This is a genomic window from Bradyrhizobium sp., from assembly GCF_049519115.1.
Classification (GTDB): domain Bacteria; phylum Pseudomonadota; class Alphaproteobacteria; order Rhizobiales; family Xanthobacteraceae; genus Bradyrhizobium.
In genome coordinates, this window is sequence record NZ_JBEKRB010000028.1 from 1 (window position 1) to 16,367 (window position 16,367).

Annotated in this window: 9 protein-coding genes and 1 pseudogene; 6 read left to right on the forward strand and 4 right to left on the reverse strand. The window is 61.9% G+C overall.

The window, feature by feature from the left end; genetic code table 11:
• Positions 1-202 precede the first annotated feature (202 nt).
• Positions 203-754, reverse strand: a pseudogene (locus tag ABSE61_RS20425) (outer membrane protein); the annotation flags it as partial.
• Between the two features lie 529 nt (positions 755-1,283).
• Between ABSE61_RS20425 and ABSE61_RS20430 the strand changes: the two are divergent.
• The 3 genes from ABSE61_RS20430 to ABSE61_RS20440 are packed head-to-tail and all read left to right on the forward strand — an operon-like array spanning position 1,284 to position 5,183.
• The gene (locus ABSE61_RS20430) at positions 1,284-2,315 is read left to right on the forward strand and encodes a TRAP transporter substrate-binding protein (RefSeq protein WP_423872945.1); all 1,032 of its coding nucleotides are present in this window, start codon (positions 1,284-1,286) and stop codon (positions 2,313-2,315) included.
• A gap of 2 nt (positions 2,316-2,317) precedes the next feature.
• Positions 2,318-4,189, forward strand: coding sequence for a TRAP transporter large permease (locus ABSE61_RS20435; protein WP_423872946.1), 1,872 nt, complete (start codon positions 2,318-2,320; stop codon positions 4,187-4,189).
• A 16-nt stretch (positions 4,190-4,205) separates the two neighbouring features.
• The gene (locus ABSE61_RS20440; RefSeq protein WP_423872947.1) at positions 4,206-5,183 is read left to right on the forward strand and encodes an NAD(P)-dependent oxidoreductase; all 978 of its coding nucleotides are present in this window, start codon (positions 4,206-4,208) and stop codon (positions 5,181-5,183) included.
• 115 nt (positions 5,184-5,298) lie between these two features.
• Here the strand turns inward: ABSE61_RS20440 and ABSE61_RS20445 are convergent, their stop codons facing one another.
• The 3 genes from ABSE61_RS20445 to ABSE61_RS20455 all read right to left on the reverse strand — a co-directional run bounded on the left by ABSE61_RS20445 (position 5,299) and on the right by ABSE61_RS20455 (position 11,388).
• Positions 5,299-7,371 carry a hypothetical protein gene (locus tag ABSE61_RS20445; RefSeq protein WP_423872948.1) on the reverse strand — a complete coding sequence of 691 codons (2,073 nt, stop codon included), beginning with the start codon at positions 7,369-7,371 and terminating at the stop codon, positions 5,299-5,301.
• 364 nt (positions 7,372-7,735) lie between these two features.
• Positions 7,736-9,652, reverse strand: coding sequence for an HlyD family type I secretion periplasmic adaptor subunit (locus ABSE61_RS20450; RefSeq protein ID WP_423872949.1), 1,917 nt, complete (start codon positions 9,650-9,652; stop codon positions 7,736-7,738).
• Positions 9,653-9,654: 2 nt separating this feature from the next.
• A complete protein-coding gene (locus ABSE61_RS20455; RefSeq protein WP_423873014.1) occupies positions 9,655-11,388 on the reverse strand; it encodes a type I secretion system permease/ATPase in 1,734 nt (577 codons plus the stop codon).
• A gap of 858 nt (positions 11,389-12,246) precedes the next feature.
• Between ABSE61_RS20455 and ABSE61_RS20460 the strand changes: the two genes are divergently transcribed.
• From ABSE61_RS20460 to ABSE61_RS20470, 3 genes are all read left to right on the forward strand, one after another.
• A complete protein-coding gene (locus tag ABSE61_RS20460) occupies positions 12,247-14,058 on the forward strand; it encodes an ethylbenzene dehydrogenase-related protein (protein ID WP_423872950.1) in 1,812 nt (603 codons plus the stop codon).
• Positions 14,058-15,089 carry a 2Fe-2S iron-sulfur cluster-binding protein gene (locus ABSE61_RS20465; RefSeq protein ID WP_423872951.1) on the forward strand — a complete coding sequence of 344 codons (1,032 nt, stop codon included), beginning with the start codon at positions 14,058-14,060 and terminating at the stop codon, positions 15,087-15,089. The genes ABSE61_RS20460 and ABSE61_RS20465 overlap by 1 nt, the downstream gene beginning before the upstream one ends.
• 316 nt (positions 15,090-15,405) lie before the next feature.
• On the forward strand, positions 15,406-16,350 hold the full coding sequence (locus tag ABSE61_RS20470) for an acetamidase/formamidase family protein (RefSeq protein WP_423872952.1): 945 nt from the start codon (positions 15,406-15,408) through the stop codon (positions 16,348-16,350).
• Positions 16,351-16,367: the final 17 nt, after the last annotated feature.

The window sequence follows — 16,367 nt, forward strand, 5'->3', positions numbered from 1 at the left end:
TTCGCTCCACGCTTCCTCCCCACACTCGGTCGCCCTCATGCAGTTGCGCTTCACTTCGCTCGTTGTGATCAACTCACGATGGGACTTGCACCCATAAGAGTGCGCCCATGCTGGGCGCACCACGCAAAAGAAAGCCCCGGCCTCATCCGGCGGGGCTTTCCAATTATTGGATCGGAACAATCAGGACTGGCTCGGTACTTTCTCAGTACTTGGCAACGAGCGGCATATTGAAGTGATAGTTGATGCGCGCCGTGACGAGATCGACATCCTGGCGGATGCGATCGTTACCAAACAAGGTACCCGCCGCGCCGGTGTTGCCGTTATTCAGGAAGGTGTAGGAATTGGTTTGCAGGAAGATGTGGTCGTATTCGATCGCAAACGACCAGTTCCTGGCAAAACCATATTCGAGACCGACGCCGACCGTACCACCCCAGCGGCTGCCGTCGCTGGTGCTGGAAACCAGGACGTTAGTGGTAGTCGTGAACGAGCTGTAGCGATCCGAAACCACCGCCGCGCCGCCCTTCAGATAGACGAGGAAGTTGTTCGCAGCGAAGCCGATCTGGCCGGTGAACAGGCCAAACACGTCAACCTTCGACTCGTTGGCAAAGGCTGGAAAGGCGACGCTAGTATTGCGGCCTTTCAGGTCTGCCTAATCGCCTTGCGCTTCAAGACCGAACACCCAATTCGTGCTCTGCCAGCGATAACCGATCTGACCACCGGCAACGCCACCGTCCGCGTTGTGGCATCCTTCCGCAGCGACGCTGGTATCAGAAAGTTCACACGCGCGCCGACGGCTTGCCACGTTTGTCGGCAAGCGTTGCTGAACAGGCACAGATTTGCCGACATCGCGGCAACATCGTGCATCACTGCGCGTTTCTCGCACAGGGTTCCCTTCGATCGCTGGCTTCGCTGAGCAAGTTCCCACTGTTGTGTTGATGTACGATTCGCAAAAGCGCATCTTGATTCGCTCTTAACGCCAAGATCGGCGTCGCGACGCACGCGCAGCGGACAAAGAAGCGCTGAAAGCGTTGTGGCAACAGCCGTCGCATCAGACGAAGCATGAGTGCGCCAGCGACGATGAATCGGCCGGTCTCTCGATGGATGAACCGAACTGCCGTTGATCAGGACCGGACCGACGTGCCCTCCTCCCGGATACCGCCCTGCAAGATCGATCTCGTCGGGTGCCGTTTGGCAGGGTTGGCCACTTGTGCTGGTGGAACCAATAAGACTAATTTTGAACCCAGATAGACGCGGGCAAAGACCCGCGCATCGGGGGAAACAGCATGATGTCTTTCTACGTCAACCGCCGCAGGCTTCTTCGATCGTCGCTCGCACTCGCGGCTGGGGGCCTTGCCGCTCCCGCGCTGACCGGGCGGGCGGAAGCAGCCGTGTTGAAATTGAAACTGTCCTCCTCGCAGGCCAACGATCCGAAGTTTGCCAACGGCAAGGTCTATTACGACAACCTCGTCAAGCAAATCGCAGCCGCGAGCCTTGCCGGACAGGTGGAAGTGACGTTCTTCCCCGACAATCAGCTCGGCCAGGAAATCGACGTCATCAACTCGGTCAAGCTCGGCGTGATCGACATGATGGTTTCCGGCTCCTCCATTGCCGCCAATCTGGTGCCGGTGGTCGGTACCTATGACCTTGGCTACCTGTTTTCGTCGTTCCCGCAGCAAACCAAGGCGTTTGACAACGGTGCGGCCGCGCCGATCGAGCAGGCGCTGCTCAAGGGCGCCAATATCCGCATCATCGCCTGGGCCTATAATTTCGGCTCCCGATCGGTGCTGGCGCGCAAGGCGGTCAACGCGCCGGAGGACCTGGCAGGACTGAAGATCCGCACCCTGCCAAACCCCGTGATCACCGAGTGCCTGCGCCTGATGGGAGCTGCCGCCACACCGATGGCGTTTGGCGAGATCTACACCGCGCTCCAGGCCGGCGTGCTCGATGGGCTGGAACATGACCCGCCAACCATCGTCGCCTCGAAATTCTACGAGACCGCGAAATTCTACTCGCTCACCCAGCACAATTTCTCGCCGCTCGCGATCTACTTCTCTGAAGCGACCTTCAATCGCATGCCGCCTGCGACGCGTGACACTTTCCTCGATGCAGCCAAAAAGGCGGCCGCCGACACCCGCGCCCATGGACTTGGCGTGGAGAAGGAAGCACTGACACAACTGAAGGACAAGGGCGTCACCGTAATCGATTGCGACCGCGAGGCGTTCCGCAAGCGCGTCGTCCCGCAGAGCGAAGCCTTCGTCAAGGCGCATCCGGACGCCAAGGGTGTGGTCGATTTGATCCGCGCCACCGCGGCGTGACGATGCGGAACGCGGCAATCACTTTGCCCGACGCGCCGGCCGCCGCCACGCGGCGGATCACCGGCACGCTGCTGAAGTTCACCGACACGATCGCGGCGGGCTTACTCGCCGCCGACCTCGCGGTCGTGATCTACTCGGTGCTGGCCCGCTCGCTGTTCATCGCCCCGGTCGAATGGGCCGACGACGTCGCACGCGGGCTGATGGTGGCCTCGAGTTTTTTTGGCGCGGCTTCCGCACTCGCCCGCGGGGAAAATCCCGGCGTGGTGTTTTTCCGTTCGCTGCTTCCAGAAAGCTGGCAGCGCGTCGTTGACGACGTGGGCGCCGCGCTGGTGCTGGTCGTCGCGGCCTACGTCGCCTTCCACGCCATCGAACTCGGCTGGATCACATCAGGCCAAACCACCGGCTCCGGCCTGCCATTACAGCTGACCTTCTACCCGATGGGACTGGGCGCGGCCTGCATGACGGTGTTTGCCGCCGAGATTCTGTTCGAGCGAGACTGGCGGCGTGTCTCTCGCGCAGCCGTCATTCTCGCCGTTGTGGTTGGCATCTTTTTGTTGGGCGATACGTTCGTCCCAGATGCCATGCCGTCCTCGGGCGCGCTGATGCTATGGGGCTTTGCGCTCACGCTCGCCGGTGGCCTCCCCATCGGCTTTGCGCTGGCGCTCGCGGCGCTGATCTTCATCTGGGCCGAGGGCACTCTGCCCGGCGTGATCTTCGCCCAGCAGATGGCCCGGGGCATCGACAATTTCGTGCTGCTGGCGATTCCGTTTTTCCTTCTGGTTGGCTACCTGATGGAAGCCAACGGCATGTCGGTGCGGCTAATCGAACTTTTACAACGCCTAGTCGGGCGGATGCGCGGCGGCCTGAACGTGGTGATGGTCACCGCGATGGTGCTGTTCTCGGGCATCTCCGGCTCGAAGATGGCCGATGTCGCGGCGGTCGGCGCCGTGCTGATTCCGGCATCGCGCAAATCCGGGCAGAACCCCGGCTCATCGGTGGCGCTGCTGGCGGCATCCGCCGTGATGGCCGAGACCATCCCTCCTTGCATCAATCTGATCATCCTTGGCTTTGTCGCCAATCTCTCGATCGGCGGCCTGTTTGCCGCGGGACTTCTTCCGGCAGCGTTGATGGCCGCGGCCCTGATCGGCGTGTCGGTTCTATTCGGCAACCCCTCGACGGCGCCTGTGCCTGCGCCTCAGAATCGCGCGGCGACGCGGCAGATGTGGCTTGGCGGCGGCGTTTCGCTCGGTCTGATCGCGATGATCTTCATCGGCTTCAAATCGGGCTTTGCCACCGCGACCGAAATCTCCGCCTTCGCTTCCTTATACGCCATCGTGGTCGGAGCTTTGGTGTTCCGCGAACTGACGGCGGCCGCCGCCTGGCGCAGCTTCGTCCACGCGGCCGCGCGCTCCGGGCTCGTGCTGTTCATCGTCGCGGCGGCGCAATCGCTCGCCTTTGTCTTGACGTTGCAGCAGGTGCCGCACGCCGTCGGCGAGTTCATGGTGGGATTGTCGCATGAGAGCGGTACCTGGCTCTTCATGCTGCTGTCGATTGCGATCCTGATCGCGATGGGCTCGGTGCTGGAGGGCGCGGCGGCGTTGATCATCTTCGGGCCGCTGCTGGTGCCTGTGGCCGGTCATCTTGGTATCGCGCCGCTGCATTATGGCGTGGTACTGGTGATCGCGATGGGCATCGGCCTGTTTGCGCCGCCGCTGGGCCTCGGGCTTTACGGCGCCTGTCTCATCGGCAAGGTTCCAGTCGAACAGACGGTACGGCCGATGCTGGGCTATCTCGGATTGCTGTTTGCGTGCCTTTTGATCATCGCCTTTGTGCCTGATATCAGCACGTTCCTGCCGAAGCTGATGGGTTATTGAACCGGGCAGTTGAACGATGAAAATTCTCCTCACCCACACACCCCATATGCGCGACAACTACTACGGCGCCCGCGCGCTTGCCGGTCTCACCTCGCTCGGCGAGGTGGTGCTGCATCAGGGTGACGAAACCCTCGAAGGCGAGAAGCTGATTGCGGCGGCGCGGGGATGCGACCTCATCGTGGCCGATCGCGCCACTGCCTTGCCGGCGCCAATTTTCGACGCCCTGCCCTCATTGAAAGCAGCGCTGCGCTGCGCAGTCGATATCCGCAACATCGACATTGCTGCGGCATCGATGCACGGCATCCTCGTCACCCGCGCCAAACCGGGCTTCGTCGAGTCCGTCACCGAGCTGGTGTTCGGCTTCCTTGTCGATCTCAACCGCGGCATCTCGCGCGCTACCGCCGCCTATCAATCTGGGCAGGCGCCGACTGCACACATGGGGCGGCAGTTGGCCGGCACCACCATCGGCATCATCGGCTATGGCGCGATCGGCCGTGCGGTGGCGCCACTCGCAGCGGGCATGGGCATGCGGGTGCTGATTTCCGACCCCTGTGTGACCGTCGATGAGCCGGACTTCGAGCAGGTCGATCTGGCGACGCTGCTCGCAAGCTCCGACCATGTGGTCTGCCTTGCGGTTGCCAACGAGGCGACCGAGAAACTGATGAACACCGAGGCCTTTGCGCGGATGCGCCGCAACGCGGTGTTCATCAACGTCTCGCGCGGCAACCTGGTCGACGAGACCGCCCTTGCCGCCGCCCTCGCCGAGGGGAAAATCGCCGGCGCCGCGCTCGATGTCGGCCGCGCTCCGGATCAGATGCCGACGCCTGCCATTGCAGCCATGCCGAACGTGATCGCGACGCCGCATATTGGCGGACTTACTCCGCCCGCCATCGAGGCGCAGGCGCTGCACACCGTGGAACAGGTGCGTGCTCTCGTCTCTCGCGCGGTGCCGGACGGCGCCGTCAATGCCGCAACCTGGACCCGCAAGATCTGATCGCGTTGAGACGACCGACGCTCAGACGCTCAAATCTGATCGCCGAAAGGCGCCCCTGTCACAAGATGATGACAAGGGCGCTCTTCGGCTCGCGGATGCGTTACTTCAATGCCCGTCAGTGCCACATGTGCTCGAATTGATGATGGTGACCGAAGCCGTGATCCGAGAACTCGTTGCCTCCGGTCTCCCCGATGGGCGAACTTCCGTTGCTGCCCTGCATGCCGCCTGCCCCGCTGCTTCCTGCGCCGCTGTTGCCTGCGCCGCCGCCGCCAGCCGCGCTACCGGAGTTACCGCTGATCGCCGCCGTCAAGGTTGCGACGGCCGCGCTGATCGCGCTCGAATGTCCGCCTTCCAGGGCCTGGACTAGACTGGCGATATCGCCGGCGATGGCACTGGAAAGCGTTGACGTCGAAGTTCCACCTGAATCGGTCCCGGAACCGGAGCTAGTAGAACCGGAGCTACCGGCCGACTGGGTCGCATTCGGATCCGGATTCGAGACCCCAAAGCCGTTGTTGGCCAGTCCGTCGACCGGGTTTGCCGTCGGGTTATCATTGCCATCAACCGCTCCGGAAACCGGAACGGTGGTTCCGGCGGTGGCCGCCCCCGTCGTGGTGGCGCCGGCGGCAGTGGTCGCGGTGCCTACGAACGAACCGCCTCCGGTCGGCAAATTGTTGCCTGAGACGTCGTTGGCGTCAGCAACAAAACCGACCCCTGCCGCGACCAACTGAGCGGCGTTGGTGGCATTCAGGCCGTTGGCCTCGACGCTTTGCAGGGCGGATACCGCGTTCGCGGTGTCGGTTTTGAGCGTACCTGAGAGCAATTCGTTGTCGAACCGATCGCCGAACACCCCGCCTTGCGAACCGGTGAAGCTCGCCCCAAACTCGTTGTAATTGTTGATCTCAGTGATCAGCGACTGGACTTGGGAAGCGGTCGGCTGAACCGTACCGTTGGCGATACCGCCAAGCGTCGTGTTCAACTGATTGGCTTCCGCAATGAACTGCGACCAGAAGTTGGTTTGAGCCTGGTTGTCCTGAAACTGCAGGATGGTGCCGCCGTGGTCGTTCACCCCGCCGATGCCATTGAGGTAGCCGGGCATCTCGCCAAATCCACCCGTGCTCGCGCCGAAGGTCTGATTTGGCTGCGCGCCGTTGTTGGCAACGGAAACGTCGCCGGCCGCGGTCGCCAGGGCGGCATCGTTATTCACGATGTCGACGATGTCGAGAATGTTGTCATTCGTCGACCGGGCGGCGTCATTGGGATTGGTCGCATACATCGGATCGAATTTGTTGATCTGCATTTCGATCTGGTTGAGCGCCGTTTCGAGGTGAATCGTCGTCAGGGCCTGCTCTTGTTGAGCCGTCAGCGCCTGTCCCTGCGGGGACATGCCTGCCTGCTCGTTCGCCTCGATGCTGGCGAGAGCCGTCGGACTGTTGATGATGTTCGTCAGGCCCGTCACGATCGCCTGCATGTCGGCGTTGAACTCGGTGAGATTGTTCGCATTCAATCCTCCGACCTCAAGATCGTGGGCCGCGTTGAAGACGGAACCGATCTGCGCAAGGGTCGGAGGCGCCGTGGCCGAGCCCTCGGCCGCTCCAAGGCTCGCGGCTGAATCGCTCCCTGTCGGCAGCGCCTGGAAGCCGACATTGGTAAAGCCGGTACCACTTTGGTAGGCCGCCCCGTTCAACGCGCTTGCCAATGTGGCATCGCCGTTCACTTCCGACAGAATTTGCTGCTGAGTAAGTGCGATGGTTCCTTGCGCCGCGACCTCGGCTGCGCTGTTGCCGACCGACAGCGGCGCCTCATGCTGCAGCGTCGCCAGCTGACCCTGCATGGTCTGAAGTTCGGCGATCAAGCCCGGATCTGTAATCGCCTGACCGCCAACGGTAATCGCATTCGGATTCGCCAGCATCGCGGTGACATCGGCCTGCACGGCGTTGATGTCCTGCAGATACATCGGCTCATAGGGCTGTTCATTGTTGGCACTCGACGCTTCGAGCTGGGTAGAACCTGTCCAGAGCCCGCCATCGGAAAGGCGGACCGCGTCGTTGAAAACCGCGCCGGCCTGCGCCAGATCGGTCGACGTATTCAGAGCGCCCGCAATCGTCGTGGTGAAGTCGTTGCCGACCTGGGTGATCGATACCCCATCCAACCCTTCAGTATCCCGGATCGTCGTTGGAACTGTGATCATTTTTATTTTCTCCCTCTGCCTCGCAACACCAAGTGCATCGCATTGTTTGCGGCGACTGTGTCAGGTTGGCGGCCTTGAGATGCCTTCGCTCGGGTATTGTCTGGACGATGACGAATTGACAACGAAACGCCCGTGAGCAAGTCGTCTTGCTCGGAAATGCGACAACGCTTCGCCGCCATCCTCGTGCCTCGAAATCACACGCGCTCCGTCACCGATGTCACGATGCGGCGAAACAAACGTCATGTTGCGCGACGAAATGTGCCTGCAAGGTTGGAAAAATGAGGCAACGCCATGTGCAGGCGCGCGAACAGACGATGTTTCGCGCGCGCAGGATTGTGGCAACGATCGAAATTACAAAAACGATTCACTGCTCGACGAAGGCGCGGCGCATCTGATCGGCGATCGGCTTGAAGAGATAGCTCATCATCGTCCGGCTTCGCGTCTGCATGAAAATCTCGGCAGGCATTCCCGGCACGAGCTGTTGACCGGCAAGTCGCCGGCGCTCCTGGTCCGACAGGACAACTCTCACCGTGAAATAAGGCGCGTTGGTCTGCTGGTCACGGCTGGTATCGGCCGAGACATAGGAGACGGAGCCGGTGAGCTGCGGCGTCACACGCTGATTGAAAGCCGAAAACCGGACAAAGGCCGACTGACCGGTACGCACCTGGTCGATATCCTTGGGTTGAAGCCGCGCCTCGATCTGCAAGTCTTCCGTATCAGGAACGATTTCCATGATGGTATCGCCGGCGCGAATGACTCCGCCAATGGTATGCGCGGCCAGCTGATGAACGACACCGGCTACCGGGGCGTGGATCTCGATACGGTCGAGCAGGTCGCGCGCCGAAACGCTGCGCTCAACGAGTTCGGCCTCCTTGCCCTGGGCTTCGCCAAGCTCTTTCACGACATCGGTGCGAAAATCCTGATCCGCGCGGACCATCTGCAACTGGGTCTCGCCGATCTTTGATTTCGTCTCGGCTATCGAGGACACGATCTGCCCGCGTTCGCCTTCGATTCGCGCGGATTCCCGCTGCAACGTCGTCAGCCGGGTCAGCGGAACGAGGTGCTTGTCATACAGTTCCTGCACGCCCGTCAACTCGCCCGCAATCAGTTCCAATTGCCTGGCCTTGGAATCGAGCTGCGCCTCGAGGCCCACGATTTCCTCGGTCAATTGCGCAACCCGACCCTGCAACAGATCCTTCTGGCTTTGGCGCGCGGTGAAGCGAGCCTTGAACAGCGAATCCTCCGACGCAAGCAGGCTTTTTACCGTCTCATTTCCCGAACGTGATGCAAGCTCTACAGGAACTTCTATCCGAGCAAGACCATCGCGCTCGGCCACCAGACGAGCGATTTTCGCCCCCAACTCATCGAGCTGCTTGCTCACCATTTGCAAGCCGGCTCGGGCCTGGGTCGCGTCCAGCCGCAACAGGAGTTCGCCCGGCTGCACCCGGCTGCCATCCTGTACACCGATGTCAGCGACAACGCCTCCGGTCGGATGCTGGATATTCTTGACGTTCGATTGCACGACGAGATTGCCGGGCACGACGACCGCGCCCGCGAGCGGTACGAACGCAGCCCAGCCTCCACCCAGAATCCCGCCAACCAGGAGAACCCGAAGGCCGACGCGCAACTCGTGTTCGAACGCCCATCGAACGCCCGTCTGCAGGCTGTGATCGGACCCGTCAGTGGGGGGCGCAGCACCGTCACGATCGAGAATGAAGGCGGCGCCCTCCATCAGACCGTTTCGGCACTTGCCGATCAGCTCCGCAACCGCGGTGTTGACCTCGGGCCGGGCGGCTGGCGCCGCGGCGCGGTCGCCGTCAACTTTCGGCAGCGGCGCATCCTCGCGCGAAGCGATGTTCGGCGCGGGCTTGCGCAGATCCATGTAGATGGGATCGCTCGGAAAGATAGGGGGACTTTGCCGGTGCGGTGGCCACACGACCGGCTCAACCGGGGGATTGCTGCCGTCTTCGGCCTGGACCGGAGCCTTGGTGCCGAACGACTTCATCCAGAGATCGATCGCAAGCTTGACGGTGCTCTTTGGTTTTCGTCTCGGACGAGCCGGTTGTGGTTTGCGCGGCGCCTGACGTTTCCGCGTTTCGCCGCGCCCGGACGAACCAGGCTGATTCCGGTTGTCGCCGCGCTCGCTATGGAGCGCTTGGCGCAAGCGCTGAAGTTCGAGAATCAGCGCTTCACCCTGCGGTCCGACGCGGTCGGCATCCGCCTCGCTGCGCCAGTTCCGATCAGATCCATCGAGGTGTCGATGATCTTGAGAGTACGGCATGGCTAGACGCTTTCCGGGGCTACGGCGCGCGGCGCAGGATTAGGCGCGGCGCGCGGCGCGGGATTAGGTGCGGCGCGCGGCTGCGGCCGGGCTGGCGCGCCTTGCGTCCTGGAGGCGCCCACGCGCGCGAAGACCTCCTGGCACGAGCCGAAGGCGATCGACTTTCCTTCGTAAAGCACGAGCGCCATATCCAACGCGGCAATCACGCTTGGACGATGCGATATCACGATGACGATGCTCTTGTTCTGCCGCAGGATCTTAATGGCGCGGCTCAACGCGTTCTCACCGTCGGCATCCAGGTTAGCATTAGGCTCGTCGAGGACGATCAGAAACGGGTCGCCATAGACCGCGCGTGCAAGTCCTACTCTCTGCCGCTGGCCCGCCGACAGCGACGAGCCGCCCTGACCGATCTGGGTCGAATAGCCATTGGGCAGCCGCACGACAAGATCGTGCACGCCCGAGATCTGCGCCGCCTTTATGATCGCCTCGGAAGTCGCGCCTTCATCGAAGCGACAGATATTTTCGGCGATCGTACCGTCAAACAAGGCGACGTCTTGCGGCAAATAGCCGATATGCCTTCCGAGATCCTCGCTTCGCCATTGATCAATCGCCGCGCCATCAAGTCGAACCGCGCCGCCCTTGGCCGGCCAAATTCCTACCAGCGCCTTGGACAGCGAAGTCTTGCCGGATGCGCTGGCTCCCAGCAAGGCCAATCCCATGCCGGCCTTGAGCGAGAAACTGACGCTCGAGACGATGGGCGTGTCGCTGGCAGGTGCGGTGACCGTGAGCTGCTGGACGGCGAGTTCGCGGCACGGGCGCGCCAAGGACACTGCCGGGACAGGAGGTCTCGCCGTTGCCTTGCAAACCTCGCGCAGCCGCGCGATGCCCTGGCGTGCGGCGACAAGCTGCTTCCAGCTGGACAATGCGACCTCGACCGGCGCCAATGCCCGTCCCATCATGATCGACGAGGCGATCATGATGCCGCCCGAAGCGCTGTCGGTGACGACCAGATACGCCCCCATTCCCAACATCCCGGACTGCAGGACATAACGCAGCACCTTGGCGCCCGAGCCGAGATTGGCGAACAGGTCGCTGGCGCGCATATTTTCCCGCAGGTATCGCTCGTTCGATTGCGACCACCGCGCCTTGAATCGATCCGTCATGCCGAGCGCGCGGATCACCTCGGCATTGCGCTGGATGGTACCCACGAGCTCCTGCCGCTGTGCGCTGGATTCCGTCGCGGCCCTGGCCGCATCGCGCGACAGGCGTTCAGTCAGGAACATCATGGCCACAATGGAGATGGTGCCGATCAGCGCGGTTACGCCGATCGCGGGGTGAAACAGAAACAGTCCAATCAGGAAGATTGGAATCCAGGGCATGTCCAGGAACGCCGTCGGACCCATGCCCGACATGAAGGCGCGAACCTGCTCGAGATCGCGCGATGGCTGCTGCATGGCCGACGGTTTCACGCCGCGAAGCGGCAACGTCACCAGCGCATTGTGGATCGCCTCCTGAAGGCCGACATCAAAAAGCGTCGCCACACGGCACAACATGCGTGATCGCAGCGCTTCGAAATATCCCTGAATCAGGTAGGCAAGCAGCACCATCAGCGAGAGACCCGTCAGCGTTGCAAGATTCCGGCTCGGAATGACGCGGTCGTAGACCTGGAGCATGTAGAGAGAGCCGGACAGCATCAACAGATTGATCACGCCGCTGAATGCGGCAATGCCGGTCATTCGTCGCGCGCTCTCGCGCAGACCGTACAATACAGGATCGCCCGCCGCCGAGGCAGCCAGCCAACTGCTCGGTCCGAACCGTAAAGTCTGTCGCAAACGATCTTGCACGGTGTTCCCCCTCTCTTCCGTCTCCTCGTCGTTCGCCAGTCCAACTTGCTTTGGCGACAGATGCTGTCCATTTTCCGGCAGCAATTGGACCGTGGACGGTCCCTGCTGCGGCTTTCTGACCACGAGACGATCGATCAAGCGAGCCAACTCGAAGAGTTCACTTGTAGACACGCGCGGCGGCTTCGAGCGGCACGACAGCGGCGTCAGGCGCGCCCAAACACGATGCAACGAGGATGCCGCGCGCCTTGATCGAAGTCATAGAATCGTCCGGCTATCACCTTGCTTGGGCAAGCATCGGCCCTTGTCTCGGCCGATTGACGCCATGAAACTGAATAACTCTTTATCCCGAACTGAATAACTCTTTATCCCGTTCCGTCGACGGTGTTGGCGGGACAGCGCCACATGCAACAAAAGGGAAAAAAAATGGCAAGCTTAGCATGCTTTGCGCATTCGCTCGGTAGTATGAAGATCGACAGGTAACCAACCACGCGCAAATCGGCACATCGTTCGCGGCGGCATCGCCGTTGGACGGCGGGGCCGCACGTCGACGAACAAGGAGATGATTTTGATCGCCGGCCAGGCGATCTCTCACGAGGGGGACGGATAGTTGAGTAAGCGTCAGTTTCGTACCGTACAGCCGCGCTTGGATATATCGAGTGTAAGGCCGTGTTACGCATCTGCCCGGCGCGCGACGGCCGCGCGCCGCACTGGACTTAGGAATCGCCGCTTTCGTAACGAGGGAGCGTGCGGATGAGACAACGCAGGACCGATTACGGCACGATCATCCTGCACTGGCTGCTTGTCGCAGCCGTCGGGGCTGCGTTTGTCAGCGGCCTGCGTATCGCGACGGAGGCGCCAGGCCGAACGTGGATCAACTTGTTCGACGCGCTGCTGCCGCGGACCAATGTCTGGACCCTGCACATCGAAGCAGCTATCGCGCTGGTCGCGATTGCGGTCGCCTATACGGTCTATTTGACCCGATCCGGCCTGAGCCGCCGTGTTCAACTGGATAAAATCCGTCTGCGTACCTTGATTGGACGAAAGCAAGGCCGGCTTGGTGCCGTCAGCGTCGTTCTTGCGTGGTTCTTCTTCCTCGCGATGACGATTCTGATCGCCAGCGGCGGCCTTCTCTATTTTGGTCTGCTCGCGGGCCAAAACGTGGCGGCCGCACATTGGTGGGCGAGCTGGGCAATTCCGGTCTTCACCTGCCTGCATATTCTCGTCCAGGTCATGATCGGCGGCACGTCGCAGCTGTTTCGTATTTTTCGTCCCCAACGCCTGCCGCCTCCTCCACCCCGCCTTGATGCAGTGGAACTGCTCACATTGCTCGTCGAACAGTCCGAGCAGCCGGCGCCGCAATCCCGGCAACCACACCCGCAGCGGAAGGCGGCGCCCGGCACCGCCAAGCAGCGCGACGCTACATTGCAATCAAACCCTCTCGTCGTTGCGGCGTCGGTAGCGATCCTCGGCACCTGGCTCATGATCGCAACGGACTGGCTAGTGGTTGACGGCTTGCGCGTGCACCGTATCGCGAGCGCGCAGGCCCCGATTCTTGACGGCGACACATCCGACCCGGCCTGGCGCAACATTCAGCCGTTCTCGCTGATGACCAATCAGGGCGACAATTTCGACGGCAAAGGCGAAACCAGAATCAATATCCGCGCGGTGCATGACGGCACCTGGGCCTATTTCCTGTTCGACTGGGACGATCCGACACGATCGTTGAAGCAACTGCCGCTCATCAAGCGGGCCGGCGGCTGGCAACTGCTTCACGACGGCTTTGAGCGAAGCGACGAGCATGCCTATAATGAAGACAAGTTCGCCGTCCTGTTTACGACGCTGGACCTGACATTGGCAGGCGACCACACCTTCCATGCGAGTCCGCAGCCGATTGACGGTGTGCCCGAGACGATGACCGGGAGAGGCTTGCACTACACGCCTGCTGCCGGAATTTACGCCGACGTGTGGCAATGGAAGGCCACCAGCACTGGTCCGAGCGGTTGGATGGATGACGATCATTTCGGTCCGCCGCTGGAGCCAACCCCTACGCAGTTACGTAACGCCGCCCCGTACAGGGGCGGGTTCGAGCCCGACCCGGGCACTGCGAACTATTTCAACAATTTCGACGCGCATCTGGATCCGGCGGACCGCGATCAATTGGTCAAGCCACTTCGGCTGCCGAAGGATCTCGCCGCAACATCAGCGGCAATGGGAACCATAGATCTCGATCCGGAGGTCGGCGAGAACGAAGGCGCGCGCTGGTTCATGACGGAGGCCGAATCCGTCCCGTATACGAGGGAACTGGATCGTCAGATACCGGTCGGCACCGTCATTCCCGGGGTCATCATATCCGGGGAGTTTTCAGGCGATCGCGCCGACGTTCGATGTGCGGGGCGATGGGCGTCCGGTCACTGGTCGCTCGAGGTCGCGCGCCGGCTCGATACGCACAGCAAGTTTGACGTGCCGATCAAGACGGGCGTCTTCATGCGCGTCGCAGCCTTCGACCACAGCCAGATCGCGCATACGCGGCACGTGCGACCCATTCGTATTGAGGTGGAGTAATGACAAAGATTTGCAAGGTGGACTTCAACAACGAGACGTTTCTCATGAATTGCGGCGATCTCCTGCTCGACGGCGCACTGACGAGTGGCGTCGAGCTGCCCTACGACTGCCGCAGCGGCATTTGCGGGTCCTGCCGGGTACGCCTCGTGGACGGCAAGGTATTCGGCGGCACCGATGAGAGCAGCGACATGATCCACGCCTGCCAGGCGCGGGTAGTCTCGGATCTCAAGGTGGTCGCCGAGCCGACCCCTGAACCGGTTTCGATACCGGCGCGCGTGTCCGAATTGGTCCGGCTCGCGCCCGACGTCGTCGGCGTCGGCCTTGAACTCCCACAGCCATTCCGGCATTTGCCGGGCCAATATTGCAAATTGCAATTCCGCGGTTTCGCGGAACGCTGCTATAGCCCGACCTACCCTCTCGAAGGCCCCCCGAATATTCGCCGGCTGCATTTTCACATCCGCCGCCTGCCGCATGGAACTGTATCATCGGCGCTTGGAAGCAAGATTTGTGTCGGCCACCGCGTCAGGTTGACGGGTCCATTCGGCAGCGCCTTTCACAGGCGCGAACATCGCGGTCGCGTGGTCCTGGTCGCCAGCGGGACAGGGTTCGCGCCGATGTGGGCGATCGCGGCTGCGGCCATCACCGAGCGGCCGCAGCGTGAGCTGACGTTTGTCGTTGCCACTCGAAAGCTGAAGTCGTTCTACATGCACAGCGCGCTATGCCGGCTGGCACGATTTCCAAATGTCACCATCGTCCCGGTCGTATCGGAACCGCAGAGCGTCTCATTCGCTATCAGAAGCGGCCGGCCGATCGATTACCTGCCGTCGCTATCGCCGGAAGACGTCGTCTATACGGCGGGTGCGCCCGCCATGACCGAAGCTGTGGCAGCGATCGCGAAGGCGGCAGGCGCCAGATGCTACACCGACCCGTTCTCTCCAAACGATAGCGGAGAATCCTACAACCTGATGGCACGTTTCGTCGGCTGGCTGGACGGTTCGAAAAAGGACCCCGAAATTCTGCACGCCGCGTAGGACGCGTTGTGCCCGCGCAGCCGTCACGAGCCGATCATCATTCCAGCGCTCGACGGCCTGACGCTCCGCCTGCCAGACAAACAAGTGTGATGCCGAAGTGCGGGCTTTTTAGCTGCGCCGCACCGGCCCCTAAACTCTGATCTCGTGAGGTTTGAGATTGGACGGATGGCACCCTCGGCGCTTATTGCCTCATAAACGTGAGCCACCCGAAAATACCAGGAAAAGCCGAGGGGCCGCGCCGCCAGCCGCGGCCAAAACGCCCGCGCGGTGGCATTGTTGTTGCAACGACGGACGGCGTTGAGCTTAAGGAGACACCATGGAACATCACCTGCCTTCGACACCCGGCAATGTGCATTGGGGTCTGTGGGATGCCGCGCTGCCGCCTGTCTTGAGGATCGCCTCCGGCGATCGCGTGACCATCGAGACGCTGTCCGGCGAGCCCGAGGACATGCCGGAGCCGGCGTCAGGCTTCCAGGTCTTGCCGGATCACAAGGAAGTCTTGGCAACGACGTCTCGCGGTCCGGGGCCGCATCTTTTGACCGGCCCGATTTATGTCGAGGGCGCTGAGCCCGGCGACGTCTTGGAGGTGCGTTTGCTCGACATCAAGTTTCGCACCGATTGGGGCTGGAATCTTCAGCTGCCGTTCTGGGGTACCCTGCCGGAGGATTTCCCCGAATTGCGGCGGCTCCATATCCCGCTCGATCGCGATCGCAACATCGCCAAGATGCCTTGGGGACAGGAACTGCCGCTCGCGCCGTTCTTCGGCAATTTTGGCGTAGCACCGGCGCCTGGATGGGGGCGGCTGTCCTCGACCCAGCCGCGCGCCTTTGGCGGCAACATGGACAACAAGGAACTTGGCGTCGGGACCACGACCTATTTCCCGGTCTTCGTTCCCGGCGCCTTGTTCTCGGCCGGCGACGGTCATGGCGTGCAGGGCGACGGCGAGGTTTGCTTGACCGCGATCGAGACGCCACTCACCGGCACCTTCGAGCTCCATGTGCGCAAGGACATAAAGCTGACGACGCCGCGCGCGGAGAAGCCGGACGCCTGGATCACAATGGGTTTTGACGAGGATCTCGACGATGCCGTCAAACAGGCGCTGCGCGACATGATCGCGCTGGTCTGCGAGCACTCCGGCATTTCCCGTCAGGACGCCTACACGCTTTGCTCGCTCGCTGCCGACCTGCGCGTCACGCAGATGGTGGACCTCAACAAGGGAATCCATTGCGTGCTGCCGAAAGCGCACCTGCCCCGCCGCTAGTGGTCCGATTCTAACAT